This window comes from Roseomonas sp. TS2, assembly GCF_058833935.1.
In genome coordinates this window covers 1-24237 of the sequence record NZ_JCACVY010000054.1, presented here as the reverse complement: position 1 = coordinate 24237, position 24237 = coordinate 1, and the positions used below count along the sequence as shown (strand labels likewise).

Genomic DNA, 24237 nt, shown 5'->3' with positions numbered 1-24237 from the left:
GCCCCGCATCAGGGCCGCAGCCGCGGCGGGCTGCTCCATCGTCGGCAGGTGGCCCGATTGCGCAATGCGCTCCAGCCGCGCGCCGGGGATGCCGGCGGCGATCTCCTCGGCCAGTTCGGGCGGGGTCAGGATGTCCTGCTCCCCCACCGCGACCAGGGTGGGCAGCCGGATCTCCGGCAGCATCGGCCGGGAGTCGGGGCGCTGCAGGATGGCCAGCTGCTGCCGCAGGAAGGCCTCGCGCCCCACCCGGTCGGCCATGGCGCGCACCTCGTGGCCGAGCGGCCCCTCCACCGCGTCGGGGTGCAGCAGGCTGGGCAGCAGCCGGGGCGTGACGCCGCGGAACTGGCCGGTGCGGGTCAGCGCCATCAGGCCGCGGCGGCGGCGCGCCGCCTCCTCCGTGTCGGGGCGGGCGGAGGTGTCGAACAGCGCCAGCCGCGTCACCCGCTCCGGCGCCAGGCGCAGGATCTCGAAGGCGACGTAGCCGCCCATCGACAGCCCGGCCAGGGCGAAGCGCGGCGGCGCCGCCTCCAGCGCGCGCAGCGCCATGCCGCGCAGCGTGTCGTCCAGGGTCAGGTCGGCCACCTGGCACTCGGCCAGGTCGGCCAGGGCCGCGATCGGGTCGCGCCACAGCCGCGCGTCGCACAGCAGGCCGGGCAGCAGCAGCAGGTCGTGTCGGTTCGGCATCACGCTCCTGCTGTTACGCCCCTGGCGCCGAGCCGGCAACCACACCAAATGCGGCAGGGAATGGCCCGGCGAGCGGTGGAAAACCTTGCCAAGCCGGTGCGAGCGGCGCATATGCGGGTCTCGGAGATCCGGAGATTGGCCGCGTGGCTTTCGCGTGGCCGCCCGCACACATCCCGCCGCATGCCGGCGAAGGAACCGACTGCCCTTGAGCGATCAGCCTGACGTGACCGCGCCCCGCGTGGCCGAAGACGAGCTTTCCGATGCCATGACCAACCCGGCCACGCCCCCCGTGCCGGCCGAAGCCGCCGTGCCGCCCGCCGAGCTGGCCGAGGCCGCTGTCTCGCCCGCCGAGCCGGAGCCGCCGCGCGCCACCTTCGAGGATCTGGGGCTGTCCGAGGCCCTGCTGCGCGGCGTGTCCGAGGCCGGCTACGTGCACCCCACGCCGATCCAGGAGCAGGCCATCCCGGTGGTGCTGATGGGCCGCGACGTGATGGGCTGCGCCCAGACGGGCACCGGCAAGACCGCCAGCTTCGTGCTGCCGATGATGGACATCCTGGCCGGCAGCCGGGCCAAGGCGCGCATGCCGCGCAGCCTGATCCTGGAGCCGACGCGCGAGCTGGCGCTGCAGGTGGCCGAGAACTTCGTCAAGTACGGCCAGCACATGAAGCTGAACCATGCCCTGCTGATCGGCGGCGAGAGCATGTCCGACCAGCGGGACGTGCTGGACAAGGGCGTGGACGTGCTGATCGCGACGCCCGGCCGCCTGCTCGACCTGTTCGACCGCGGCCGCGTCATGCTGGCCGACTGCAAGGTGCTGGTGATCGACGAGGCGGACCGCATGCTGGACATGGGGTTCATCCCCGATGTCGAGCGCATCGTCTCCATGCTGCCGCCGCTGCGCCAGACGCTGTTCTTCAGCGCCACCATGGCGCCCGAGATCCGCAGGCTGGCCGATGCCTTCCTGCAGAACCCCAAGACCATCACCGTCTCCGCCCCCGCCTCGGTGGCCACCACCATCACCGCCGGCCTCGCCCTGGTGCAGCCGCACGACAAGCGCGAGGCGCTGCGCCGGCTGATCCGCAGCGAGGACGTGCAGAACGCGCTGATCTTCTGCAACCGCAAGCGCGACGTGGACATCCTGCACAAGAGCCTGGGCAAGCACGGCTTCGCCGCCGGCGCGCTGCATGGCGACCTGCCGCAGTCCGTGCGCTTCGCGACGCTGGAGAAGTTCAAGGCGGGCGAGCTGCAGCTGCTGGTCTGCTCCGACGTGGCGGCCCGCGGCATCGACATCGGTGGCCTGTCCCACGTCTTCAACTTCGACGTGCCGTTCCGCGACGAGGACTATGTCCACCGCATCGGCCGCACCGGCCGGGCGGGCCGCGAGGGCCGCGCCTACACCATCGCCACCGCCGATGACGTGAAGCTGGTGGAGGCGATCGAGAAGCTGACCGGCAAGCCGATCCCGCGCATCGAGATCCCCGGGCTGGACCCGGTGACGGAGGAGGAGCTGGCCGAGGCCGCCGCCGCGCCGCGTGGCGGGCGTGGTCGTGGCCGGCCCGCCGGCAAGGGCGGCCGTGCCGCCGAGCCGCGCCGGGGCGAGAGGGACCGTGGCGAGAAGGAGCGCGGCGAGAAGGAGATCGTTCGCCGCGGCGCCAATCGTCTGCGCCCCGAGGCGGAGCCGGGCGCCGAGCACGGCCCACGCCGCGAGGAGGCCCGCCCCGCGCGCGAGCGCGAGGAGGCACGCGCTCCGCGCGAGCGGGACGAAGCCCGCATTCCGCGCGAGCGGGACGAAGCCCGCATTCCGCGCGAGCGGGACGAAGCCCGCATTCCGCGCGAGCGGGACGAGGCACGCGCTCCGCGCGACCGGGACGACCGCCGCCGCGAGCACCGGCGCGAGGACAACCGCCGCGAGCGGGACGATCTGGGCCCGCCAGTGCGTGGCTTCGGCGACATGGTCCCCGCCTTCATGCTCATCCCGATCCCGCGCCCGCAGCGCGATACCGGCGCCGCCGAGTCGCCGGCCGAGCTGGACAGCGAGCGGGGGGCGGAAGCCGCCTGAGACCGAACCGCGCCGCCCGGCCCTCCCGAAGCTACGGGCGGGGCGGGCGGCGGCGATTGCCGCGCGGGGACAACGGGGCCACTCTCCGCCATCGATATCGGCGTCCGGGCCCCATGCGCGCCCACACCGGCTCCAGCAGGGCCGGCACCAGCAGGAGAGAAACCCCATGAATGTCGTGACCCAAGCCGCCAAGCCGAGCTTCGTCTGGGACGACGCCCTGCTGCTGGAAGACCAGCTCTCCGAAGATGAGCGCATGATCCGCGACGCGGCGCGCGACTACTGCCAGGAGAAGCTGTTCCCGCGCGTGCTGGAGGCCAACCGCCACGAGGTCTTCCACCGGGAGATCATGAACGAGTTCGGCGAGATGGGCTTCCTGGGCGCGACGCTCGACAGCCATGGCTGCGCCGGCGTCAACTACGTCTCCTACGGGCTGATCGCCCGCGAGGTGGAGCGCGTGGACAGCGGCTACCGCTCCGCCTTCTCGGTGCAGTCCTCGCTGGCGATGTTCCCGATCTGGGCCTATGGCACGGACGCGCTGAAGGACCGGCTGCTGCCGGGGATGCAGAAGGGCGAGCTGGTCGGCTGCTTCGGCCTGACCGAGCCCGATGCCGGCTCCGACCCCTCCTCCATGCGCACCCGCGCCAAGAAGGTGGATGGCGGCTACCTGGTCTCCGGCTCCAAGACCTGGATCACCAACTCCCCGATCGCCGATGTCTTCGTCGTCTGGGCGAAGGACGATGCGGGCGACGTGCGCGGCTTCGTGCTCGAGAAGGGCATGAAGGGCCTGACCGCGCCGAAGATCGAGGGCAAGTTCAGCCTGCGCGCCTCCACCACCGGCATGATCATGATGGAGGAGGTGTTCGTCCCGGAGGAGAACCGGCTGGACGTGAAGGGGCTGAAGGGCCCGTTCTCCTGCCTCAACCGCGCCCGCTACGGCATCGCCTGGGGCGCGCTGGGGGCGGCCGAGTTCTGCTGGCACGCCGCGCGCACCTACACCATGGAGCGCAAGATGTTCGGCCGCCCGCTGGCCAACACCCAGCTCGTCCAGAAGAAGCTGGCCGACATGCAGACCGAGATCACGCTGGGCCTGCAGAGCGTGCTGCGCCTCGGCCGGCTGTTCGACGAGCACCGCGTGGCGCCGGAGATGATCAGCCTCTGCAAGCGCAACAGCTGCGGCAAGGCGCTCGACATCGCCCGCGTGTCGCGTGACATGCACGGCGGCAACGGCATCGCCGACGAGTACCATGTCATCCGCCACGTCATGAACCTCGAGGCGGTGAACACCTACGAGGGCACGCATGACGTGCACGCGCTGATCCTGGGCCGTGCCCAGACCGGCCTGAACGCCTTCGGCTGAACAAAGGGGAGGTCCAGGAACCTCAGGTTCCTGGTCGGGGGTTTCCAAGGGGGGCAAAGCCCCCCTTGTTGCGTTTGAAGGGATGCTGCCGGTGCAAGTGACGATCGAGGCCCTGGGCGCCGCCGGCGATGGCGTGGCCACCGCGCCGGACGGCGCCCGCCTGTTCCTCCCCGGCGTGCTCCCTGGCGAGGTGGTGCGCCCGGAAGGCCCGGTGGTGCTCTCCCCGAGCCCCGAGCGTGTGGCGCCCCCCTGCCCGCATTTCGGCCCCTGCGGCGGCTGCGTGCTGCAGCACTGGGACATCCCCCCCTATGCCGCCTGGAAGCGGGACCGGCTGGCCGAGGCCCTCGCCCGTGCCGGCTTCGAGGATGCGCCAGTGGCCGAGACCCGCGTCACGCCCCCCGCCACCCGCCGCCGGGCCGATCTGGCGCTGCGCCGCCGCCCGGATGGCAGCGTGGTGCTGGGCTTCCACGGCCGCGGCAGCGGCGCCGTGGAGGACCTCTCCACCTGCCATGTGCTGGACCCGGCGCTGGTGGCGCTGTTCGAGCCCCTGCGGGCGCTGCTGCGCGGGCTGCAATCCTTCCGCCGCGAGGGCTCGGCGGTGCTGAACCTGCTGGACACGGGGCCGGACCTGCTGCTGCGGCTGGACGGCGCCCCCGGCGTGCAGGAGCGCACCGCGCTGGCCGCCTTCGCCGCCGCGCAGGGCATCCCGCGCATCGCCGGCGCCGGGCTGAAGGGCGGCGCCACAGAGACGCTGGCGCAGCTTGGTTCGGTGGGCATCGCCTTCGCGGGCGTGAGCGTGGCGCCGCCGCCCGGCGCCTTCCTGCAGGCCACGCCACAGGGCGAGGCCGCCATCGTCGCGGCGGTGCTGGATGGCCTGCCGAAGCTCACCGGCAAGGCGCGCATCGCGGAGCTGCATGCCGGGCTTGGCACCCTCTCCTTCCCGCTGGCGGAGCGCGCCCGCGTCGCCGCCTTCGAGGGGGCGCCGGAGGCCGTGGCGGCGCTGGACGCGGCGGCGCGCAAGGCGGGCGGCCGCGTCACTGCCACGCGGCGGGACCTGGCGCGGCAGCCGCTGAGCGCGAAGGAGCTGGAGAGCTTCGCGGCGCTGGTGCTGGACCCGCCCTTCGCCGGCGCCGCCGAGCAGATGCCGGCGCTCGCACGCAGCGCGCTGCAACGGATCATCTACGTCTCGTGCAATCCCACGGCGCTGACGCGCGACGGCAAGCTGCTGCACGCCGCCGGATGGCGCGTGGCGCAGGCCACGCCGATCGACCAGTTCCTGTGGTCGGCGCAGCTGGAGGCGGTGGTGGTGTTCGAGCGGCCGCGCGCGCGGGGGAAGTAGGCGCTCAGGCGCCGATCTCGCCCCACATCCCCTCGATGTCGCGCAGCATGGCCCGCACCTCGGGCGTGCCGCGCAGATCCACCATGCCGAAACTGGGCTGGCGCGCCCAGACCACGAACTCGGCATTGGCGAAGACCGGCGTGGTGTTGCGCGCCAGCTCCCGCAGGCGGGGATGGCCGAGGCCGGCCATGGCGCTCTTGCGGACCACGGCCCAGTCCGGCCTCGCTGCCTCCGGCAGCGCCGCCGCGCAGCCTTCCAGGATCGTGCCGAAGGAGGCGGGCGCCAGCACCGTCTCACCCGGCAGCCGGCGCTGGCGGACGAACTCGGCCGTCTCGGCCCAGGCCGCATCCCCGGCGGGAAAGGCGCGCGGGTCGGGCGCATCCTGGCCGGTGTGCAGGGCGAGGCGGCGCTGCACATCGGCCAGCACCGCCTGCTGGGCGGGCTTCAGCGTCTCGGGCAGGGCGCAGAGGGCGGCCTCGGCCTCGGCCACGCGGGCTTCGTCCAGCAGGCGCTCCGCATGCTCCAGATGCAGGGCGGGCGCGTCGTTGCCCGCCGCCAGAGCGCGGCCCAGCAGCCACATGCCGCTCTCCGGGCCGCTCCGGCGGTCCAGCAGGCCGGCCACCGCCCGCACGTAATCCGGGCAGAGCAGGCGCCGCGCCCGGCGCTGGCGCCGCGCCGCGCCTGCATCCACCCCGCCCTGCCGCACGGCCTCCCGCAGCAGGTCCTCCACCAGCCCGGTGCTGACGGCGAAACGGATGGAATCATGCCGCGAGAAGGGCGTGGGAACGCAGGCCACCGGTCCCGCCTGCGCGATCAGCGCCGCGTGGCTGGCATCCTCGCGGAACAGCGGGTCGAAGAACAGCACGGCCTGGCCGGCGAGATCGCCGGGCACGATCTGCATCCCGTCATGCAGCTCCGGGCGGTGGAAGAGACGGGTGCGACGATGATCGAAATGCCCGACACGGCCGGGCTCGATGGAGAACTGGGGCGAGAAGGCCAGCGTCACGCCGGCCCGCAGGCGGCCGCTGTACTTCAGCGCGGCATAGGCCCCCATGCTGAAGCCATACAGGATCACGCGGCGGTAGCCGGCCAGCAGCCCCTCCAGCCGCGGCAGGATCTGCGCCATGTCCTGCTCGGGAAACCAGCTGGCATGATAATCCGTCAGCCCCAGCAGCGAGACGCCGAAGCGGCCGAGAAAGGACTGCCCCCAGATGGAAGGGCGCTCCTGCCGGGGCGCGAAGGAGACGATCAGCGTCTCACCCGCCCGCTTCTGGTAGAGGGCCGCCACGCGCCCAGTGTCGAGAAGGATGTCCGGCCTCGCGGCGGGCTGATGCGGCAGGGTTACGCTCGTCACTGACCTCTCCACGCCCTGGCCCCGCCAGGGTCGCGTTCCATCGCGCCCGCATAGCAGAAGCCGGCAAGCGGCGATATCGGCGCCGCCCCCGCCCCTTCGCCGGGCCGGTGGCAGATGGGCTTGACCCGCGCCACGAACAACCCACCCTTCTGCCCGGTGCCCTTTCGGGCATGTGGGAGGTGAGGATGGAACTCGATCGACGCACCCTGTTGCAGGCGGCCGGCGCGCTGGCCATGGCGCCGGCGCTGCTGCGCCTCGGCATGGCCGACGCCCTGGCGCAGGGCGCCGCCGCCCCCGCCGCGGCGGGCGGCACGCAGCAGGCGCCGGGCTTCTACCGCTTCCGCCTCGGCAGCCGGGTGGTGACCGTGGTGCATGACGGCTTCGGCCGCCGGCCGAACCCCACCCAGGGCTTCGTCCGCAATGCCGAGCCCGCTGCCGTGGAGGCCGCGCTGCGCGAGGCCTTCCTGCCCACCGGCCATCTCGACATCCCCTACACCGTGACGGTGCTGGAGACGCCGGACGGCCTCGTGCTGTTCGACACCGGCACGGGCGGGCAGCTCGGCGCCACCGCCGGCAACATCCCGGCCAACATGAAGGCCGCCGGGCTGGACCCGGCCCGCGTCACGCTGATCGTGCTGACGCATTTCCATGGCGACCACATCACCGGCCTGACCGATGCCGAGGGCAAGCCGGTCTTCGCCAATGCCGAGGTCGTGCTGCCCAAGGCCGAATACGATTTCTGGATGGATGAGGGCCAGGCGAGCCGCGCGCCGGAGGCGATGAAGGGCGCCTTCGCCAATGTGCGCAAGCGGCTGGAGCCCTACAAGGCGCGCATCCGGCAGATCGACGGCGCCGGCCAGGTGGTGGCGGGGGTTCAGGCGGTGCCGAGCTTCGGCCACACCCCGGGCCACACCAGCTACCTGCTGGCCGATGGCAACGACCAGGCGATGCTGCTGGGCGACGTCACGAACCGCCCCGAGCTGAACCTGCGCAATCCGGGCTGGCACCTGATCTTCGACATGGACGCGGCGATGGCGGAGGCGACGCGCCGCCGCATGTTCGACCGCGTGGCGACGGACCGCATCCGCTGCATCGGCTACCACTTCCCCTTCCCCGCCAATGGCTATGTGGCGAAGGAGGGAGAGGGCTACCGCTTCGTGCCGGCCACCTGGTCCAGCGCGGTGTGACGCCGCCGGGCGGGGAAGCAACCGCTCCCCCGCCCGGCGCCAGCCTCAGACGACTTCCAGCGAGACGTCGATATTGCCGCGCGTGGCCTTGGAATAGGGGCACATCTGGTGCGCCGCCTCGACCAGCTCCTGCGCCTGCGCCTTCTCCAGCGCCGGCAGCTTCACCTTGAGCTTCGCGGAAAGCTGGAAGCCGCCTTCCACCTTGTCGATGCCGACATCGCAGGTGACGGTGGCGCCGGTGGTGTCCAGCTTCTTCTGCCGCCCCACCGCATCCACGGCGCTGCCGAAGCAGGCGGCGTAGCCGGCGGCGAAAAGCTGCTCCGGGTTGGTGGCGCCCGCCTTGCCCGGCCCGCCCATCTCCTTGGGGATGGAAAGGTCGTGGCTGATCAGCCCGTCACTGCTGTCCACGTGGCCGTTGCGGCCACCGGTTGCCGTCGCGCTGCCGGTATAGAGAGCCATGCTGTTCCTCCGTTGTCGGTTTCAGCCAGGCCCGCAGATGGGGCGCCGGCTCAGACGTGGAAACTCTCCCCGCACCCACAACGTCCCTTCTCATTCGGATTTGTGAAGGTGAAGCCGGCGGACATCGCCTTCACCTCGTAATCCATGGTGGTGCCGAGCAGGAACAGCGTCGCCTTGCGGTCGACCAGCACGGTCACGCCCTTGTCGGTCACGACCTCGTCGCCGGGGCCGGGCGCATCGGTCCAGCCCAGGTCGTAGGCCATGCCGGAGCAGCCCTTGGTCTTGACCGCGATGCGCAGCAGGCGGCCCTGCTGGCCCTTCTCGTAGAGGCCGCGCAGCCGCTCCGCCGCCGTGTCGGAAAGCTGCATCAGCGGCGGCAGGGCACGGCGCGGGCGGGGCTCGGTGGTGGTGCTCATGCCTCGATCCTTCTCGCGCTCAGTACATGTTCAGGGCCAGCCGGGCGTCCTCGCTCATGCGCGAGGGGTCCCAGGGCGGGTCCCAGACGATCTCGACCGCCACATCGGTCACGCCGGGGATGGTGCGGACCATCTCCTCCACCTGCCCCGGCAGCTCCTGCGCCGAGGGGCAGGAAGGGGTGGTCAGCGTCATCTCGACCTTGACGGCGCCGGCCTCGCTCAGCTCGACGGCGTAGATCAGGCCCAGCTCGTAGATGTTGACCGGGATCTCCGGGTCATAGACCTGGGCGATGGCGTTGATCACCGCGTCCTCGGAGACGCGCGGCGCGGTCTCGCCCTCCGGCGTCCAGGCCGCGTGCGCTTCCGTGGTGGCTTCGGGTGCGGGGGTACCGTCACTCACTGCTCGCCTCCTTGTCCGCATTGTCCAGCGCGGCGTTCAGCGTGTGCCAGGCGAGCGTTGCGCACTTTACCCGGCTCGGGAATTCGTGCACGCCGCCCAGCGCCTGCAACCGCTCCATCTCGTCCTCCAGCGCGCCGCCGCAATCGGGGCAGGTGCCGGTCATCGCCAGTTCGCGGAACTTCTCCGCCAGCGCCCGCGCCTCCTCCTGCGTCTTGCCGCGCACCGTCTCGGTCATCAGGCTGGCGCTGGCCATCGAGATGGCGCAGCCCTTGCCCTGGAAGGCGACATCGGCGAGCCGCCCATCGGGGGCCAGCTTCACCCAGAGCTGCATGCGGTCGCCGCACATCGGGTTGTCGCCGCGGCCCTCGCGGTCGGCCTCCTCCAGCCGGCGGAAGTTCCGCGGCTTGCGGCCATGGTCCAGGATGACTTCCTGGTAGAGATCGCGCAGATCGTCGAACATCAGCGGAAGAACTCCCGCGCCTTGCCCAGCGCCTCGGCGAGGTAATCGACCTCTCCCTCGGTGGTGTAGAGACCGAAGGAAGCGCGGCAGGTGCTTTCCACGTTAAATCGTGCGTGCAGCGGCTCGGCGCAATGGCGGCCCGAGCGCACCGCGATCCCCACGCGGTCCAGCAATGTCGCCAGGTCATGGGCGTGCGCGTTGTCGAGCGCGAAGGCGAAGACGCCGCCGCGGTCCTGCGCGTGGCCGATCAGCGTCAGCCCCTCCACCGCCGAGAGGCGGGTCATGGCGCGGTCCACCAGATGGCGCTCATGCGCCTCGATGGCCTCCATGCCGATGCCCTGCACATAGTCGATCGCCGCGTGCAGCCCGACCGCCTCGATGATCGGCGGCGTGCCCGCCTCGAACTTGGCCGGCACCGGCGCCGGCAGGAAGCCTTCCAGCGTGACCTCGCTGATCATGTCGCCGCCGCCGAGGAAGGGCGGCATGGCCTCCAGCAGTTCCATCCGCGCCCACAGCACGCCGATGCCGGTGGGGCCGTAGAGCTTGTGGCCGGTGAAGACGTAGAAGTCGCAGCCCAGCGCCTGCACGTCCACGCGCCGGTGCACGGCGGCCTGGGAGCCGTCCAGCAGCAGCTTCGCGCCATGGGCATGCGCCATCTCGGCCAGCCGCGCGGCGGGCGTCACCGTGCCCAGCACGTTGGACATGTGGGTGACGGCCATCAGCCCCACCTTGCCATCGGCCAGCTTGGCCGCGACATCCTCGAGATCCAGCTCGCCCGCATCCGTCACGCGCGCCACGCGCAGCTCGGTGCCATGCGCGGCCTTGAGCATCTGCCAGGGCACGAGGTTGGCGTGGTGCTCCATCTCGGAGATCAGCACCGCCTGCCCCGCCTTCAGCACGCCGCGCCCGTAGCTGTGCGCCACGAGGTTGATGGCGGCGGTGGAGGAGCCGGTGAAGACGATCTCCCGCTCATCCGCCGCGTTCAGGAAGCCGGCGACGGCGCGGCGCGCGCCCTCATAGGCCTCGGTGGCGCTCTCCGAGAGGTGGTAGGCACCGCGATGGACGTTGGCATAGGCCTTCTCCATCATCCGCGTCATGGCCTGGATGACCGCGCGCGGCTTCTGGGCGGAGGCGCCGGAATCGAGGAACACCAGATCCTTGCCGCGCACCTTCTCCGACAGGATCGGGAAATCCTGCCGGATGCGGGCCACGTCGAACGCACCCTGGCCCCTGGGCGCCACCACCCCGTCCATCACGCCGCGTTCCTTTCCCACCAGCCGGCGACCGCCTCGGAGAGCGCGGCCTGCGCGGACTCCTCGGTCACGCCGTCGATCGCCTCCTGCAGGAAGGCCTCGATCAGCATGGAGCGGGCCACGGCGGCGGGGATGCCGCGGGCGCGCAGGTAGAAGAGCTGGTCCTCGTCCAGCTCGCCCACCGTGGCGCCGTGGCTGCACTTTACGTCGTCGGCATAGATCTCGAGCTGCGGCTTGCTGTCGATCTCCGCCTGGTCGGAGAGCAGCAGGGCCTGGTTCATCTGGTAGCCATCGGTGCGCTGGGCGACCTGATGGACATGGATCTTGCCCTGGAACACGCCGCGCGACCGGCCGGCCAGCACCGTCTTCACCGTCTGGCGGCTCGGGCAGTCCGGCGCCGCGTGGTCGAGGAAGGTGGTGCAGTCGCCATGCTGGCCATCGCCCAGCAGCTGCGCGCCGTTCAGGTGCGCCGCCGCCTTCGGCCCCACCAGCGCCACATGCGCCTCGGAGCGGGAGAGGCGGGCACCGGCATGCAGCAGGAAGCTGTCATAGGTGCCGCCCGCCGCCACGCGGGCGAAGACGGTGGAGAGGTGCAGCCCGGCGCGCGCCTCCTGCTGGATGCGCGCATGGGTGATGTGCGCGCCCTCGGCCACCTCGACCTCGAAGACCGGGCTGTGCAGGTAGCGGCTCTCGCCATGGCCCCAGCTGCGCTCGATCAGCACCAGCTTGGCGCCCTCCGCCAGCCGCACCAGGTGGCGCGGATGCGAGGTCACCGGCCGGTCGGCGCGGGTGACGGAAAGCAGCTCGATGACGCCGCCATCCTCGCCCGGCGCCAGCTCGATCAGCGCGCCATCCTCGAACAGGGCGGTGTTCAGCGCCACCAGCGGCAGGTCATCGACCCTCGCCAGGGTGCCGAGGCGCCCCTCCAGCTCCGGCAGGTGCCGGGCCAGGCTGCGCACCGGTACATCCGTGTCCGACAGCTCGGGGCTGAAGCGGCCATCGACGAACACCACCCGCTTCGGCGCGGCGTGGCGCGGCAGCGGCAGGGCGCTCTCCACCGGCGTCAGCGGCTCGCCGAAGCCGGCCTGGGTGAGCGGGGCGAGGTCGGTGTACTTCCACGCCTCCACCCGGCGGGTGGGGAAGCCCTGGGCGCGGAAGGCCTCCGCCGCGCCGTCGCGCAGCGCGGCGAGCCAGGGCAGGCCGATGCCGGGCAGGCGGGCGCGCAGCCCCTCGTAGCGGTGCAGGAAGCCGGCCGCGCCCGCCTCGCTCAGGCTGTTTTCGACAGAGGCGTTCATGCCGCCTGCACCGAGCCGTAGCCGCTCGCCTCCAGCTGGTGCGCCAGCTCCGGCCCGCCCGTCTGCACGATGCGGCCGCCCATCAGCACATGCACCTTGTCGGGCACGATGTAGTCCAGCAGGCGCTGGTAGTGGGTGATGACCAGCGCCGAGAATTCCGGCCCGCGCATGGCGTTCACGCCATCGGCCACGATCTTGAGCGCGTCGATGTCGAGGCCGGAATCGGTCTCGTCGAGGATGGCGATCTTCGGCTGCAGCAGGGCCATCTGCAGCACCTCGTTGCGCTTCTTCTCGCCGCCGGAGAAGCCGACATTGACGCCGCGCTTCAGCATGTCCTCCGGCATCGACAGCTCCTTCATCCGCGCGCGGGCGGTCTTGAGGAACTGCATCGCGTCCAGCTCCGGCTCGCCCTTGGTCCGGCGCTGCGCGTTCAGCGCGGTGCGCAGGAAGTTGGCGTTGCCGACGCCCGGCAGCTCAACCGGGTACTGGAAGGCCAGGAACAGCCCCGTGGCCGCGCGCTCCTCCGGCTCCATGGCCAGCAGGTCCTGGCCGTTGAAGGTGGCGGTGCCGCCGGTGATCTCGTAGCCCTCGCGCCCGGCCAGCACATAGGAGAGGGTGGACTTGCCGGAGCCGTTCGGCCCCATGATGGCGTGCACCTCGCCCTGCGGCACCTCGAGGTCGATCCCCTTCAGGATCTCCTTGCCCTCGATCTCGGCGGTCAGCCCTTCAATCTTCAACATGCTTCTTCCAGTTCCGTCCTCGGCGGGCGGTGGGGAGCCGCCCGTGATATTCCCGCTTGGCGCGCCGCGCCGGATTCCCGTGTGGCCTCAGCCGACCGAGCCCTCGAGGCTGATCTGCAGCAGCTTCTGCGCTTCCACCGCGAACTCCATCGGCAGTTCCTTCAACACCTCGCGGCAGAAGCCATTGACGATGAGCCCGACCGCATCCTCCTCCGACAGGCCGCGCTGGCGGCAGTAGAAGAGCTGGTCCTCGGCGATGCGGCTGGTGGTGGCCTCGTGCTCCGTCTTCGCCGTCATGCAGCGATTCTCGATGTAGGGCACGGTGTGGGCGCCGCACTGGTCGCCGATCAGCAGGCTGTCGCACTGGGTGAAGTTGCGCGCGCCGCTGGCCTTCGGGCTGATCTTCACCAGGCCGCGATAGGTGTTCTGGCCGTAGCCGGCGCTGATGCCCTTCGAGATGATGGTCGAGCGCGTGTTCTTGCCGATATGGAACATCTTGGTGCCCGTATCGGCCTGCTGGCGGTTGTTGGTGATGGCGACGCTGTAGAACTCGCCCACCGAATCATCGCCCTGCAGGATGCAGGAGGGGTACTTCCAGGTGATGGCCGAGCCCGTCTCCACCTGCGTCCAGGAGATCTTGGAGCGCGCGCCGCGGCAGGCGCCGCGCTTGGTGACGAAGTTGTAGATGCCGCCCCGGCCCTCGGCATCGCCCGGGTACCAGTTCTGCACCGTGCTGTACTTGATGGTGGCGTCGTCCATCGCCACCAGCTCGACCACGGCGGCGTGCAGCTGGTTCTCGTCGCGCATCGGGGCCGTGCAGCCCTCGAGGTAGCTCACATGGCTGCCCGCCTCGGCGATGATCAGCGTGCGCTCGAACTGGCCGGTGCTCTTGGCGTTGATGCGGAAATAGGTGGACAGCTCCATCGGGCAGCGCACGCCCTTCGGGATGTAGACGAAGCTGCCATCGGTGAAGACCGCCGAGTTCAGCGCGGCGAAGAAGTTGTCGCCCTGCGGCACCACGGAGCCGAGATACTGCCGCACCAGCTCGGGGTGCTCGCGCACCGCCTCGGAGATGGAGCAGAAGATGATGCCTTCCTTGCCCAGCCGCTCCTTGTAGGAGGTGGCCACCGAGACGCTGTCGAACACCGCGTCCACCGCGATCGGCAGGCGGCCGCCCTCGGCGGGGGTGTCCCCCGCGCCCTCGACGCCGGCCAGGATCGCCTGCTCCTTCAGCGGGATGCCGAGCTTCTCATAGGTGCGCAGCAGCTCGGGATCGACCTCGTCGAGCGACTTCGGCCCGTCCTTCTTCACCGGGGCTGCGTAGTAATAGGCATCCTGGTAGTCGATCGGCGGATAGCTCACCGCCGGCCAGCGCGGCTCCGCCATCGTCTTCCACAGCGCGAAGGCCTTCAGGCGCCATTCCAGCAGCCATTCCGGCTCCTCCTTCTTGGCCGAGATGAAGCGGACGATGTCCTCGTTCAGCCCCTTCGGGGCGAACTCCATGTCGATCTCGGTCTCGAAGCCGTACTTGTAGGTGCCCTGGGTGACGGAGGCGACGGCGTCGATGGTCTCGGTAACGGCTGGCATGGTCTGGACCCCTTACTCGGCAGGCGGATGGGCAGGCAGGCGGGCCGGCGATGCCGGCGGGGATTTACGGCCGGTGTCCACCGGCGGGGATTTTCGGCCGGCATCCGCCGGCGGGGATTTTTGACGCGCGACGGTCCGGGGCGCCGCCAGCTCGGCCATGGAGATGGCGGAGAGCGCGGCGCGGATCGCCTCGTTCACCGGGTCCCAGCGGCCGCGCACGGGGCAGATCGTCTCCGTCTCGCAGCAGCCGCTGGCGCCATCGACGCAGGCGGTGAGCGCGATCGGCCCGTCGATGGCACAGATCACGTCAGAGAGCGGGATGGCGCAGAGCGGGCGGCCCAGGCGGTAGCCGCCGCGCGCGCCGCGCAATCCTTCCACCAGCCCGGCATGGCCCAGCGCCTTCAGCACCTTGGCCACCGTGGGCTCGGCGATGCCGGTGGCGCCGCGCGGGAAGGCACGGTGGAGGTGCTGATGGGCATGCGCGCCGCCGGCCACCGCTTTATGCCCAACCGCCTGGTCTTCCCTGGCGGCCGGGTGGACCTGGCCGACCGCACCGCCCCCGCCGCCACCGAGCTGCGCCCCGACACCCGCGCCGCGCTGGAGCGCCGCGCGCCGCCGCGGCTGGCGCGCGCCCTGGCCATCGCCGCCGCGCGCGAGCTGGAGGAGGAGACGGGGCTGCGCCTGGGCGGGCCGCTGCCGACGCTGGACCGGCTGCACTATCTCTGCCGCGCCGTGACCCCCGCCCGCAGCCCGATCCGCTTCAACGCCCGCTTCCTGGTGGCGCCGGCCGAGGCGGCGGAGGGCACGCTCTCCGGCTCGGGCGAGCTGGAGCAGCTGGCCTGGCTGCCGCTGGAGGGGGTGCTGGCGCTGCCGGTGGCGCCGATCACCGCGCGGGTATTGGGCGAGTTCCGCGATTGGCTGGCGATGCCGGAGGCGGCGCGCGCCACCCGGCCGCTGATCTGGTTCCAGGGGCGGGAGAACCGCCGCCTGGAGGTGGCGGCCTGAGAGGGGCCGCCAGCAAGGGCCGAACCCGGCCCGGCGCTCAGAGCGCCGCGAGCACCGCCTCGCCGCTCGACACCTCGAAGGCGCCAGGCTGCTCGACGCCGAGATAGGCCACCTTGCCGTCCTTGGCGACGAGGGCAAAGCGCTGGCAGCGCACCCCGAGGCCGCGCGCCGTCAGGTCCAGCTCCAGGCCGAGCGCCTTGGTGAAGGCAGCCGAGCCATCGGCCAGCATCACCACCGCCTCGCCCACATCCTGGTCCTTGGCCCAGGCCTGCATCACGAAGGGGTCGTTCACCGCCATGCAGGCGATGGTGTCGACGCCCTTGGCCTTCAGCGCCTCGGCATTCTGCAGGAAGCTCGGCATGTGCTTGGCCGAGCAGGTAGGGGTGAAGGCGCCGGGCACGCCGAACAGCACCACGGTCTTGCCGCCGAACAGGGCCTCGGTGGTCAGCTCGCGGGGGCCTTCCACGGTGGCCTGGGTCAGCGTCAGCGCGGGAATCGACTCACCAACTTGGATCGACATCGGACCGTTCTCCTCTGGGTCTGCGGGCATTTCACGCCGGCGCACCCGCTGTCAACCAAGCCTGCCTCGCCCCGCCTCCGCCGCCACGCCATTCCGCCCGGCCCTGGGCATCGCGATCCTTGCGCGCGCCGCCCCCCGCCGCCATCTTGTTTTCACGATGGCAAGACGTGCACGCGAGGACGAATTCCCGGAAGCTTCCCGCCGGCCCACCACGGGCTGGGGGCGCCCTGGTGGCCTGCAGGCGGAATACCTGGGCGGCCAGCTCCTGGTGGCCATGCCGAGCATGCAGGACCCGCGCTTCGCTCGCGCGGTCATCTGCCTCTGCGCCCACTCGGCCGATGGCGCCATGGGCATCGTGCTGAACAAGCCCCTTGAGAATCTGAGCTTCGAGGAGCTGCTGAAGCAGCTGGAGGTCGAGCCCCTGCCGCCGCACCGGCAGATCCGCCTGCTGGCCGGCGGGCCGGTCGAGGGCGGCCGCGGCTTCGTCCTGCACACCACGGACTGGTCGAGCGAGGGCAGCCTGAAGGTGACCGGCGATCTGGCCCTGACCGCCAGCGTCGATATCCTCAAGGCCATCGCGGGCGGCGGCGGGCCGCGTCAGGGGCTGCTGGCGCTGGGCTATGCCGGCTGGGGCCCCGGCCAGCTGGAGGACGAGATCCAGCGCAATGCCTGGCTGAACGTGACGCCCGACGAGACCCTGCTCTTCGAGGGCATGCCGGACGAGAAATGGCGCCAGGCCCTGGCCAAGTTGCGCATCGATCCCCTGCTTCTTTCCGGCACCGCCGGCCACGCCTGAGGTGCCGGCGGCCCGCCCTGCCGCTGGGCGGAATGGCACAGCGTACGATTGGGTTCCGTCCGCCGGCTGAGCCGTCTTTCCGCGGGGAAAGGCGGTGGCGGCCGCCTCTTTCCGGCTTCCGGCCCTTTCAGCCACGCAGCGCGAGGGGCAAGCTCGAGCCTGGCAATTATTCCTGAGAAGAAATATTTTGTGCGGGGCAAAAATCCCTAACAGCCCCGGAAGATATCGTGTATAAATAAATCACATACTTGTGATCGAAGGGCGCCTCGATGGCCTCCCAGTTCCACCGCACTCCCTCGCGTGCGATCCGCCTAAAGCAGCATGATTGCTTATCCCAAAAGCTCCTGAGCGCTTTTCATCAGGCCTGTGACGAAGGCGATCCTTATTGCGGCCTGATCCTGCTGGAACTCCTGGAAATGGAGTTGCAGAGCATGGCGCCGGGCGAAGCCCGCAACCGTGCGCTGGAAGGCCTCATCATGGCCTATGAGAAGCTGTGGCAGCTCTGCCCCACCGCCCTTCCCTTCGCTGTCCGGAACACCGTTTGCGGCGTGGCCCACTAGGTCGCTTCCCGTCCGCACTGGCTCACGGAATACGCCCCGGATCGTTGTTTTCGCGAGCGTCTTCGCCTGCCCTGACGATCCTGTCCGGCCGGGTGAAGATGCTCTAGCCATCCGGCCCCACCTCTTCCGGGCGCCTTGCCCGCGCGGCGATAGCGCGGCAGGAGGTGCGGAGCAGGCGAGCACCCTGCGTGGCGTCCCCGCCCCGCAACAAGCGGCCAAGCCCACTCTCTTCAGCCATGCCTTCCTGTTCCCGGAGAGGCGAGAGCCTGTTCCCGGAGAGGCAAGAGGGCGGATTTTCCTGCCCAGGGCCGCGGCATCATGGCCCGGCCCCCGGACCTTCCAGCGCCACCGCACCGGCGGCCTCCTGCTCCCGCCGCGCCATGCCGCCGTCGGGAAGCAGGGCCTGCCGCCAGGACATCCTGTAGGAAGAAGGCCAGCGTCCTGCGCCGTGTCGCGGCCCAGGGCATCAGCCTTTTCCATCCCGTAGCGGACGGCCGACATGAAGGCCCCGGATCAGCAACTTCACCGCCCGAAATGATGTTCTTAAGAATGGATGATTAACTTAATTTAATCATCGTTTCTTCAGTATAAAGCTACGTTCTATCGCCTATTTTCTGACATTTTACTATAAATCCGAATAAAAACTTTGATGTTCTGCAGGAAAATCTCAGAAGAAGGTCTGCTTGGAATTCTTTTCCTGACACTTCACTAAAATAATTTTCATGTTATACACAGATGGCTGCTGCCAGGAGGAATGTGTTGCCCCTTTCAGCGATTTTGTGGATCAGCTTTCTTGGGTCCGCGCTCGCGCGCCCGCTGGCGCTGCGGCTGGGGCAGCGCGCGGGCTGGGTTCTGGCGATCCTGCCCGCCAGCCTCTTCGGTCTCCTCTGGATCGCCGGCAGCGGCCTTGAAGGCGCCGGGGCCATTGTCGAGGAGGTGGCCTGGGTGCCCAGCCTCGGCATCACGCTCGACCTGCGGCTGGATGGCTTCTCGCGCCTGTTCGGCCTGATGATCACCGGCATCGGCACGCTGGTGACGATCTATGCCGGCGCCTATTTCGCCGACAAGCCGCCCCACAAGGGCGCCAGCTTCCTCGCCCTGATCCTGCTGTTCATGTCCGCCATGCTGGGCACGGTGCTCTCCGACAGCCTGATCGGGCTGTATGTGTTCTGGGAGCTGACCAGCCTCGTCTCCTTCCTGCTGATCGGCTTCGATTCCTACAAGGCCTCGGCCCGCAAGGCGGCGCTGCAGTCGCTCATCGTCACCGCCGGCGGCGGGCTGGCGCTGTTCGCCGGCATCCTGCTGATCGGCATGGAGCTGGGCAGCTTCTCGCTCAGCAACGCCATGCAGAACAGCGCGGCGCTCGCGGCCTCGCCCTGGTGCGGCACCATCATGGTGCTGGTGCTGCTCGGCGCCTTCACCAAGTCGGCGCAGGTGCCCTTCCACTTCTGGCTGCCCAACGCCATGGAGGCGCCGACGCCCGCCTCCGCCTACCTGCACTCCGCCACCATGGTGAAGCTCGGCGTCTATCTGCTGGCGCGCTTCGACCTGGCCTTCGCGCAGGTTCCGGCCTTCGGCACGGCGCTGATCGTCTTCGGCGGGCTGACGGTGCTGGTGGCCTCGGTGCGGGCGCTGTCGCGCACCGGCTACAAGGCCGTGCTGGCGCAGTCCACCGTCTCCTCGCTCGGCGTGCTGGTGCTGCTGATCGGGCTGGAGGGGCCGGTGGCGGCCACCGCCACGGTGGGCTTCATGCTGGCCCATGCGCTCTACAAGGCCACGCTGTTCTTCTGCGCCGGCACCGCCATCCACGCCACCGGCCGCACCAGCCTGGTGGAGATCAACGGGCTGCGCCGCGCCCTGCCCGTCACCGCCGTGGCCGCCGCCCTGGCCGCCGTGGCCATGGCGGGCCTGCCCCCCACCTTCAGCTTCATCGCCAAGGAATACCTGTTCGAGGCGCAGCTCGAATCCGGCAGCGGCTGGTTCGCGCTCGTCGCGCTGGTGCTGGGCAGCGCGGTGTTCGTCGCCATCGCCGGCATCGTCTCGCTGCGCCCCTTCTTCCTCGGCCGCAGCCGCGAGGGCGCCGTGCACCATGGCGAGACGCCGGGGCTGTTCCTCGGCCCCGCGGTGCTGGCCACGCTGGGGCTACTGCTGGGCCTGCTGCCCGGCCTCGCCGTGGCGCCGCTGCTGGGGCCGGCGGCCAGCGCGCTCGTCGGCCAGGCGCTGCCCGTCTCCCCCGCCCTCTGGCATGGCCTGACGCCGATGCTGGGGCTGAGCGCGCTCGCCGTGCTGCTCGGCCTCGCGCTCTACCTGCTGTGGCCGCGCCTGCTGGCCCGCCTCGCGCATCTGGATTGGCTGGACCGGCTGCTGGGCGATGCCGGCTACAACCATGCCTTCGAGGGCGTGCTGGCCCTGGCCCGGCGCTGCACCCTGGTGCTGCAGAATGGCGACCAGCGCCGCTACACCGCCACCGTGGTCGGCGCCACGCTGCTCGTCACCGCCGTGGGGCTGGTGCTGGCCGCGCCGCCGCTGGCCATCGACCTCTCGCTGGAAGGGCTGCGCCTGGCGCCGGCGGTGGTGGTGGGGCTGATGGTGGCGGCCGGCTTCGCCGCCACGCGGATGCGCTCGCTGCCGGCGGCGCTGGTGGCGGTCGGCATCGTCGGCTTCGGCTCGGCGCTGCTGTTCCTGCTGAACGGCGCGCCGGACCTCGCCATGACGCAGTTCTCGGTGGAGGCGCTGCTGGTCGTCATCCTGGCGGCGCTGCTGCTGCAACTGCCGATCCGGCCGCCCTCCACCCGCAGCGCCGGGGAGCGGCGGGTGGACGCGCTGCTGGCCGGCGGCTTCGGCCTCGTCACCTTCGCCGCCCTCGCCGCGATGACGGCCGCCCCGCTCGACCTGCGCCTGACCGAGTTCTTCGCCGCCCGCAGCTATCCGGAAGCCTTCGGCCGCAACGTGGTGAACGTCATCCTGGTCGATTTCCGCGCCATCGACACGCTGGGCGAGATCGCCGTCGTCGCCTTCGCCGCCATGGCGGTGTGGGGGCTGCTGGCGCGCCGCGCGAAGGGCAAGGAGCCGACATGAACTCGCTCATCCTCTCCGCCTTCTCGCGCTTCCTGTTCGCGCTGATGCTGGTGGTCTCGCTCTACATCCTCTACCGCGGCCACAACGACCCGGGCGGCGGCTTCGTCGGCGGGCTGATGGCGGCGGCGGGCTTCGCCATCCTGGCGATGGCCGACGGGGTGCAGGCGGCGCGCCGCATGGTGCGCGTCCATCCCGTGGCGCTGATGGGCGCGGGGCTGGTGCTGGCGCTGCTCAGCGGCCTGCCGGGGCTGGTCAACCGCGGCTCCTTCCTGGCGCATTGGTGGTTCCACGCTGGCGACTTCCACAGCGGCACGGCGCTGGCCTTCGACATCGGCGTCTATCTGGCGGTGCTGGGCGGCATCCTCGCCCTGATCCTGCGCTTCTACGAGGAACAGCCCGAGGCATGAACCTGATCTATGCTCTGGCCATCGCGCTGCTGACCGGCTGCGGGGTCCACATGCTGCTCTCGCGGCATGTGGTGCGCATCATCCTCGGCGTCTCGCTGCTCTCGGCGGCGGTGAACCTGGTGATCTTCTATTCGGGCCGCATCTCCTCCACCGTGCCGCCGGTCATCGAGCCGGGCAGCAGCGCATTGTCCGAGGCGGCCGCCAACCCGCTGCCGCAGGCGCTGATCCTCACCGCCATCGTCATCGGCTTCGCGCTCATCGCCTTCGCCGCGGCGCTGGCGCTGCAGGCGCAGCGCTCGATCGGCACGCTGGACAATGCCGGGCTGGACGTCGCCGAATCCCTCGGCACGCCCTTCGACGGGCCGGAGAAGCGCCGGTGAGCGGCATGCTCCTGGCGCAGGCCGTGCTGTGGCCGGTGGCCATCCCGCTGGCCACGGCGGCGCTGGCGGCCTGCTGCTGGCAGCGGCTGGCCGCGCAGCGCGCCATCTCCGCCGCCGGCGTGCTGCTGATGTTCGCCGCCACCCTGCTGCTGCTGTGGCAGGTGCGGGCGGAGGGGGTGCAGGCCGTGCAGTTCGGCGGCTGGGCGGCGCCCTTCGGCGTCAGCTTCGTGGCCGATCGCTTCAGCGCCGCCATGGCCGCCATCACCGGGCTGATGGCCTTCGCCACCTGGCTGTTCGGCCAGGCCGACATCCGCCGGCGCGAGGAGCGGGCGGGCTTCCACCCGCTGTTCCACGGCATGCTGGCCGGCGTGAACGGCGCCTTCCTCACCGGCGACATCTTCAACCTCTATGTCTGGTTCGAGGTGATGCTGATCACCGCGATGGGGCTGCTGGTGATCGGCCGCACCCGCGCGCAGCTCGACGGCGTGCTGAAGTACGCCGTCCTCAACCTGTTCTCGACGCTGATCTTCCTGATGGCCGTGGCGCTGCTCTACGGCGTCGCCGGCACGCTCAACATGGCCGACCTCGCGGTGGTGCTGCCGCAGGCCGGGCCGTCGCTGACGCTCACCATCTCGGCGTTGCTGCTGCTCTGCGGCTTCGGCATCAAGGCGGGCTACTTCCCGCTGTTCTTCTGGCTGCCCGCCTCCTACCACACCGCCTCGATCACGGTGGCCGCGATCTTCGCCGGGCTGCTGACCAAGGTCGGCGTCTATGCCTGCTTCCGCGTCTTCACCCTGATCTTCACGGTGGAGGGCAGCGGCCTGCGCGAGATCCTGGCGGTGATGGCGGCCTGCACCATGCTGTTCGGCGTGTTCGGCGCGGCGGTGCAGTGGGATGTGCGCCGCATCCTGTCGTTCCACATCGTCAGCCAGATCGGCTACATGCTGCTGGGGCTGGCGGTGGCGACGCCGGCGGCGCTGGCGGGCGGCATCTTCTACATCATCCACCACATCGTGGTGAAGGCGAACCTGTTCCTGCTGGCGGGCGCCATCCACCGCGCCTCCGGCACCTTCGACCTGCGCCAGAGCGGCGGGCTGATGCGGCGCAGCCCGCTGCTGGCGGCGCTGTTCCTGGTGCCCGCCCTCTCGCTCGGCGGCATCCCGCCGCTCTCCGGCTTCTGGGCCAAGTTCATGGTGATCGACGCCAGCTTCCGCGGCGGCCAGGGCTGGCTGGCGGCCGTGGCGCTGGTGACCGGCATCCTGACCCTCTACTCCATGACCAAGATCTGGATGGAAGCCTTCTGGAAGGACCCGCTGATGCCGCGCCCCACCGCCCGCGCCGTGCCGGCGCCGATGCTGGCGGCTATCGCGCTGCTGGCGGCGGTGACGGTGGCGATCGGCCTGCAGGCGGAGCCCTTCGTGGCCTATGCCCAGTCCGCCGCGCAGGCGCTGGTCGACCCGTCCGACTACATCGCCGCCGTGCTGGGCGCGGTGCCGTCGGAGGGCGGCGCGATAGTGGAGCCGCGCCCATGAGCCTGCGCCTGCTCTCCCCGCCCCGCCTGGCCGGCATGGCGGTGCTCGCGGTGGTGTTCCTGGCGGAGCTGGTGAAGTCCTCAGTCTTCGTCGCCCGGCTCGCCTTCGCGCGCGACCCGCGGATGCGCTCCGGCATCATCGCCTACCCCATCGCGCTGCGGACGGAGTTCGGCACGGCCATGCTGGCCAACCTCATCACGCTGACGCCCGGCACCTGCTCGCTGCATGTCAGCGAGGACCGCCGCACCCTCTACATCCACGCGCTGGACATCACGGCGCCGGAGGAGATCATCGCCGGCATCCGCACCGCCTTTGAAGACAGGATCCGGAGGATCGAAGGATGATGGCCACGCTCTCCTCCCTGTTCGACTGGCTCTCGACGGCGCTCATCCTGCTGCTGATGGTCCCGCTCGGCATGACCTGCGCCCGCATGCTGAACGGCCCCGGCTATGCCGACCGCTTCGTGGCGCTCGACATGCTGACCGGCCTGGCCGTGGCCATCGCCGCCCTGGTCGCCTCCGTCACGCTGCGGCGCGAATTCCTGGACGTGGCCTTCGGCATCTCGCTGATCAGCTTCGTCGCCACCTGCGCCCTGGCCGCCTTCCTGGAGCGCAAGAAGGGGCCACGCGGATGACCACCCTGCTGCTTCTCCTGGCGCTGGCCGCCAAGTTCCTGGGCGTGGTGTTCCTCTTCGCCGCCGCCCTCGGCGTGCTGCGCTTCGCCGACCCGTTCCAGCGCATGCACGCGGCCACCAAGGCCGGCACGCTCGGCGCCGGCTTCGTGATCCTGGGCGTGGTGCTGGAACTGCAGCGGACGGACGCCACGCTGGTCGGGCTCTGCGCCATCCTCTTCCTGCTGCTGACCATCCCCATCTCGGGGCATCTGCTCGGGCGCGCCGCCTTCGTCTCGGGCGCCCTGGCGCCCGGCCTCGACGATGACGGGGCGCTGGCGGCCGAGATCGGCCGGGCCAAGAAGCCGCTGGAGCAGCGTGCCCGCCGCAAGCCCTGACCGCCGGCGCCGCGCCGCTCAGAAGGGCCGGCTGTAGCGCACATAGGGCAGGAGCGCGGCATCGTCCTGCCCGCGGTAGGGCCGGTACCGCCAGGGATCGGTCTCCCCGCCGACCAGGATGCCGTCCCGGTCCGGCTCCTCCGTCATCTCCAGCTCTCCCGAGGCGGCGCAGCCGCCGAGGAGCAGCAGGAGGGCGAGGCATCGAAAGCGTGGCATGGCGGCTCGCAATGATGATCCGCGATGATGTTACGGCGGGGAGCGCGGCGCGTCGGTAACAATAGGTAAGAGGGCGGCGGGATAAGCATATCCATGGCCCCGCCTGTCCGGATTCACCCTTCCCTCTGCGCTCGCACGCAGGCCC

At 70.7% G+C, this 24237-nt stretch carries 27 protein-coding genes; 14 read left to right on the top strand and 13 right to left on the bottom strand.

Annotated elements, in window-relative coordinates:
* The coding region (locus ACZJYS_RS11055) for an alpha/beta fold hydrolase (protein WP_493177949.1) at window positions 1–684 on the bottom strand (684 nt) is incomplete at its 3' end.
* A 265-nt stretch (window positions 685–949) separates the two neighbouring features.
* Between ACZJYS_RS11055 and ACZJYS_RS11050 the strand changes: the two genes are divergently transcribed.
* The 3 genes from ACZJYS_RS11050 to ACZJYS_RS11040 all read left to right on the top strand — a co-directional run bounded on the left by ACZJYS_RS11050 (window position 950) and on the right by ACZJYS_RS11040 (window position 5439).
* Entirely contained in the window at window positions 950–2743 is a 1794-nt protein-coding gene (locus ACZJYS_RS11050) for a DEAD/DEAH box helicase (protein WP_493177954.1), read from the top strand.
* A 166-nt stretch (window positions 2744–2909) separates the two neighbouring features.
* A complete protein-coding gene (locus ACZJYS_RS11045; RefSeq protein ID WP_109516683.1) occupies window positions 2910–4100 on the top strand; it encodes an acyl-CoA dehydrogenase in 1191 nt (396 codons plus the stop codon).
* Between the two features lie 82 nt (window positions 4101–4182).
* A complete protein-coding gene (locus ACZJYS_RS11040) occupies window positions 4183–5439 on the top strand; it encodes a class I SAM-dependent RNA methyltransferase (protein ID WP_493177946.1) in 1257 nt (418 codons plus the stop codon).
* Between the two features lie 4 nt (window positions 5440–5443).
* Here the strand turns inward: ACZJYS_RS11040 and ACZJYS_RS11035 are convergent, their stop codons facing one another.
* The gene (locus ACZJYS_RS11035) at window positions 5444–6793 is read right to left on the bottom strand and encodes a hypothetical protein (RefSeq protein WP_493177944.1); all 1350 of its coding nucleotides are present in this window, start codon (window positions 6791–6793) and stop codon (window positions 5444–5446) included.
* Between the two features lie 185 nt (window positions 6794–6978).
* Between ACZJYS_RS11035 and ACZJYS_RS11030 the strand changes: the two genes are divergently transcribed.
* A complete protein-coding gene (locus tag ACZJYS_RS11030; RefSeq protein WP_493177940.1) occupies window positions 6979–7980 on the top strand; it encodes an MBL fold metallo-hydrolase in 1002 nt (333 codons plus the stop codon).
* Window positions 7981–8025: 45 nt separating this feature from the next.
* Here the strand turns inward: ACZJYS_RS11030 and ACZJYS_RS11025 are convergent, their stop codons facing one another.
* The 9 genes from ACZJYS_RS11025 to ACZJYS_RS10985 all read right to left on the bottom strand — a co-directional run bounded on the left by ACZJYS_RS11025 (window position 8026) and on the right by ACZJYS_RS10985 (window position 15085).
* Window positions 8026–8439 carry an organic hydroperoxide resistance protein gene (locus ACZJYS_RS11025; RefSeq protein WP_493177937.1) on the bottom strand — a complete coding sequence of 138 codons (414 nt, stop codon included), beginning with the start codon at window positions 8437–8439 and terminating at the stop codon, window positions 8026–8028.
* Between the two features lie 50 nt (window positions 8440–8489).
* Window positions 8490–8855, bottom strand: coding sequence for a HesB/IscA family protein (locus ACZJYS_RS11020; RefSeq protein ID WP_109516678.1), 366 nt, complete (start codon window positions 8853–8855; stop codon window positions 8490–8492).
* Window positions 8856–8874: 19 nt separating this feature from the next.
* On the bottom strand, window positions 8875–9276 hold the full coding sequence (locus ACZJYS_RS11015; protein WP_109516739.1) for an SUF system Fe-S cluster assembly protein: 402 nt from the start codon (window positions 9274–9276) through the stop codon (window positions 8875–8877).
* The gene (sufU, locus tag ACZJYS_RS11010) at window positions 9248–9715 is read right to left on the bottom strand and encodes a Fe-S cluster assembly sulfur transfer protein SufU (RefSeq protein WP_109516677.1); all 468 of its coding nucleotides are present in this window, start codon (window positions 9713–9715) and stop codon (window positions 9248–9250) included. Before sufU ends, ACZJYS_RS11015 begins: the two co-directional genes overlap by 29 nt.
* A complete protein-coding gene (locus ACZJYS_RS11005; RefSeq protein WP_109516676.1) occupies window positions 9715–10968 on the bottom strand; it encodes an aminotransferase class V-fold PLP-dependent enzyme in 1254 nt (417 codons plus the stop codon). Before ACZJYS_RS11005 ends, sufU begins: the two co-directional genes overlap by 1 nt.
* The gene (gene sufD, locus ACZJYS_RS11000) at window positions 10968–12263 is read right to left on the bottom strand and encodes a Fe-S cluster assembly protein SufD (RefSeq protein WP_379635351.1); all 1296 of its coding nucleotides are present in this window, start codon (window positions 12261–12263) and stop codon (window positions 10968–10970) included. Before sufD ends, ACZJYS_RS11005 begins: the two co-directional genes overlap by 1 nt.
* The gene (gene sufC, locus ACZJYS_RS10995; protein ID WP_109516674.1) at window positions 12260–13003 is read right to left on the bottom strand and encodes a Fe-S cluster assembly ATPase SufC; all 744 of its coding nucleotides are present in this window, start codon (window positions 13001–13003) and stop codon (window positions 12260–12262) included. Before sufC ends, sufD begins: the two co-directional genes overlap by 4 nt.
* A gap of 87 nt (window positions 13004–13090) precedes the next feature.
* The gene (gene sufB, locus ACZJYS_RS10990) at window positions 13091–14590 is read right to left on the bottom strand and encodes a Fe-S cluster assembly protein SufB (RefSeq protein WP_109516673.1); all 1500 of its coding nucleotides are present in this window, start codon (window positions 14588–14590) and stop codon (window positions 13091–13093) included.
* Window positions 14591–14602: 12 nt separating this feature from the next.
* Window positions 14603–15085: an RrF2 family transcriptional regulator gene (locus tag ACZJYS_RS10985; RefSeq protein ID WP_493177925.1), complete on the bottom strand. Its 483-nt coding sequence runs from the start codon at window positions 15083–15085 to the stop codon at window positions 14603–14605.
* Between the two features lie 6 nt (window positions 15086–15091).
* Here ACZJYS_RS10985 and ACZJYS_RS10980 point away from each other — a divergent pair, with 6 nt between their 5' ends.
* Entirely contained in the window at window positions 15092–15595 is a 504-nt protein-coding gene (locus ACZJYS_RS10980; protein WP_493177922.1) for an NUDIX domain-containing protein, read from the top strand.
* Between the two features lie 37 nt (window positions 15596–15632).
* Here the strand turns inward: ACZJYS_RS10980 and ACZJYS_RS10975 are convergent, their stop codons facing one another.
* Entirely contained in the window at window positions 15633–16115 is a 483-nt protein-coding gene (locus ACZJYS_RS10975; RefSeq protein ID WP_109516670.1) for a peroxiredoxin, read from the bottom strand.
* Window positions 16116–16272: 157 nt separating this feature from the next.
* Between ACZJYS_RS10975 and ACZJYS_RS10970 the strand changes: the two genes are divergently transcribed.
* The 9 genes from ACZJYS_RS10970 to mnhG all read left to right on the top strand — a co-directional run bounded on the left by ACZJYS_RS10970 (window position 16273) and on the right by mnhG (window position 23876).
* Window positions 16273–16911, top strand: a complete 639-nt coding sequence (locus ACZJYS_RS10970) for a YqgE/AlgH family protein (protein ID WP_109516669.1) — start codon at window positions 16273–16275, stop codon at window positions 16909–16911.
* A gap of 269 nt (window positions 16912–17180) precedes the next feature.
* Window positions 17181–17471 carry a hypothetical protein gene (locus tag ACZJYS_RS10965; protein ID WP_493177918.1) on the top strand — a complete coding sequence of 97 codons (291 nt, stop codon included), beginning with the start codon at window positions 17181–17183 and terminating at the stop codon, window positions 17469–17471.
* Window positions 17472–18230: 759 nt separating this feature from the next.
* On the top strand, window positions 18231–20549 hold the full coding sequence (gene mbhE / locus ACZJYS_RS10960; protein WP_493177916.1) for a hydrogen gas-evolving membrane-bound hydrogenase subunit E: 2319 nt from the start codon (window positions 18231–18233) through the stop codon (window positions 20547–20549).
* Window positions 20546–20956: an MnhB domain-containing protein gene (locus tag ACZJYS_RS10955; protein ID WP_109516667.1), complete on the top strand. Its 411-nt coding sequence runs from the start codon at window positions 20546–20548 to the stop codon at window positions 20954–20956. The genes mbhE and ACZJYS_RS10955 overlap by 4 nt, the downstream gene beginning before the upstream one ends.
* Entirely contained in the window at window positions 20953–21336 is a 384-nt protein-coding gene (locus ACZJYS_RS10950; RefSeq protein WP_109516666.1) for an NADH-quinone oxidoreductase subunit K, read from the top strand. The genes ACZJYS_RS10955 and ACZJYS_RS10950 overlap by 4 nt, the downstream gene beginning before the upstream one ends.
* Before the next feature lie 5 nt (window positions 21337–21341).
* Complete coding sequence (locus ACZJYS_RS10945) at window positions 21342–22868, top strand: Na+/H+ antiporter subunit D (RefSeq protein WP_493177951.1); 1527 nt, start codon at window positions 21342–21344, stop codon at window positions 22866–22868.
* On the top strand, window positions 22865–23212 hold the full coding sequence (locus ACZJYS_RS10940) for a Na+/H+ antiporter subunit E (RefSeq protein WP_109516664.1): 348 nt from the start codon (window positions 22865–22867) through the stop codon (window positions 23210–23212). Before ACZJYS_RS10945 ends, ACZJYS_RS10940 begins: the two co-directional genes overlap by 4 nt.
* The gene (locus ACZJYS_RS10935; RefSeq protein WP_379650128.1) at window positions 23209–23502 is read left to right on the top strand and encodes an MrpF/PhaF family protein; all 294 of its coding nucleotides are present in this window, start codon (window positions 23209–23211) and stop codon (window positions 23500–23502) included. The genes ACZJYS_RS10940 and ACZJYS_RS10935 overlap by 4 nt, the downstream gene beginning before the upstream one ends.
* Window positions 23499–23876, top strand: a complete 378-nt coding sequence (gene mnhG / locus ACZJYS_RS10930) for a monovalent cation/H(+) antiporter subunit G (RefSeq protein ID WP_109516663.1) — start codon at window positions 23499–23501, stop codon at window positions 23874–23876. Before ACZJYS_RS10935 ends, mnhG begins: the two co-directional genes overlap by 4 nt.
* 18 nt (window positions 23877–23894) lie before the next feature.
* Here the strand turns inward: mnhG and ACZJYS_RS10925 are convergent, their stop codons facing one another.
* Complete coding sequence (locus tag ACZJYS_RS10925) at window positions 23895–24092, bottom strand: hypothetical protein (protein ID WP_146201861.1); 198 nt, start codon at window positions 24090–24092, stop codon at window positions 23895–23897.
* Between the last annotated feature and the right edge of the window lie 145 nt (window positions 24093–24237).

Coding starts and splice junctions, on each gene's coding strand:
- ACZJYS_RS11025 (WP_493177937.1), bottom strand. CDS start 8,439: ATGGCTCTCTATACCGGCAGCGCGACGGCAACCGGTGGCCGCAACGGC.
- ACZJYS_RS11015 (WP_109516739.1), bottom strand. CDS start 9,276: ATGCGGACAAGGAGGCGAGCAGTGAGTGACGGTACCCCCGCACCCGAA.
- ACZJYS_RS10970 (WP_109516669.1), top strand. CDS start 16,273: ATGGCAAGACGTGCACGCGAGGACGAATTCCCGGAAGCTTCCCGCCGG.
- ACZJYS_RS11020 (WP_109516678.1), bottom strand. CDS start 8,855: ATGAGCACCACCACCGAGCCCCGCCCGCGCCGTGCCCTGCCGCCGCTG.
- ACZJYS_RS11050 (WP_493177954.1), top strand. CDS start 950: ATGACCAACCCGGCCACGCCCCCCGTGCCGGCCGAAGCCGCCGTGCCG.
- ACZJYS_RS10980 (WP_493177922.1), top strand. CDS start 15,092: ATGCCCAACCGCCTGGTCTTCCCTGGCGGCCGGGTGGACCTGGCCGAC.
- ACZJYS_RS11030 (WP_493177940.1), top strand. CDS start 6,979: ATGGAACTCGATCGACGCACCCTGTTGCAGGCGGCCGGCGCGCTGGCC.
- ACZJYS_RS10925 (WP_146201861.1), bottom strand. CDS start 24,092: ATGCCACGCTTTCGATGCCTCGCCCTCCTGCTGCTCCTCGGCGGCTGC.
- ACZJYS_RS10965 (WP_493177918.1), top strand. CDS start 17,181: ATGGCCTCCCAGTTCCACCGCACTCCCTCGCGTGCGATCCGCCTAAAG.
- ACZJYS_RS10940 (WP_109516664.1), top strand. CDS start 22,865: ATGAGCCTGCGCCTGCTCTCCCCGCCCCGCCTGGCCGGCATGGCGGTG.
- mnhG (WP_109516663.1), top strand. CDS start 23,499: ATGACCACCCTGCTGCTTCTCCTGGCGCTGGCCGCCAAGTTCCTGGGC.
- sufC (WP_109516674.1), bottom strand. CDS start 13,003: ATGTTGAAGATTGAAGGGCTGACCGCCGAGATCGAGGGCAAGGAGATC.
- sufB (WP_109516673.1), bottom strand. CDS start 14,590: ATGCCAGCCGTTACCGAGACCATCGACGCCGTCGCCTCCGTCACCCAG.
- ACZJYS_RS10950 (WP_109516666.1), top strand. CDS start 20,953: ATGAACCTGATCTATGCTCTGGCCATCGCGCTGCTGACCGGCTGCGGG.
- ACZJYS_RS10975 (WP_109516670.1), bottom strand. CDS start 16,115: ATGTCGATCCAAGTTGGTGAGTCGATTCCCGCGCTGACGCTGACCCAG.
- ACZJYS_RS10935 (WP_379650128.1), top strand. CDS start 23,209: ATGATGGCCACGCTCTCCTCCCTGTTCGACTGGCTCTCGACGGCGCTC.
- sufU (WP_109516677.1), bottom strand. CDS start 9,715: ATGTTCGACGATCTGCGCGATCTCTACCAGGAAGTCATCCTGGACCAT.
- ACZJYS_RS11005 (WP_109516676.1), bottom strand. CDS start 10,968: ATGGACGGGGTGGTGGCGCCCAGGGGCCAGGGTGCGTTCGACGTGGCC.
- ACZJYS_RS11040 (WP_493177946.1), top strand. CDS start 4,183: ATGCTGCCGGTGCAAGTGACGATCGAGGCCCTGGGCGCCGCCGGCGAT.
- ACZJYS_RS10945 (WP_493177951.1), top strand. CDS start 21,342: ATGCTCCTGGCGCAGGCCGTGCTGTGGCCGGTGGCCATCCCGCTGGCC.
- sufD (WP_379635351.1), bottom strand. CDS start 12,263: ATGAACGCCTCTGTCGAAAACAGCCTGAGCGAGGCGGGCGCGGCCGGC.
- ACZJYS_RS10955 (WP_109516667.1), top strand. CDS start 20,546: ATGAACTCGCTCATCCTCTCCGCCTTCTCGCGCTTCCTGTTCGCGCTG.
- ACZJYS_RS11045 (WP_109516683.1), top strand. CDS start 2,910: ATGAATGTCGTGACCCAAGCCGCCAAGCCGAGCTTCGTCTGGGACGAC.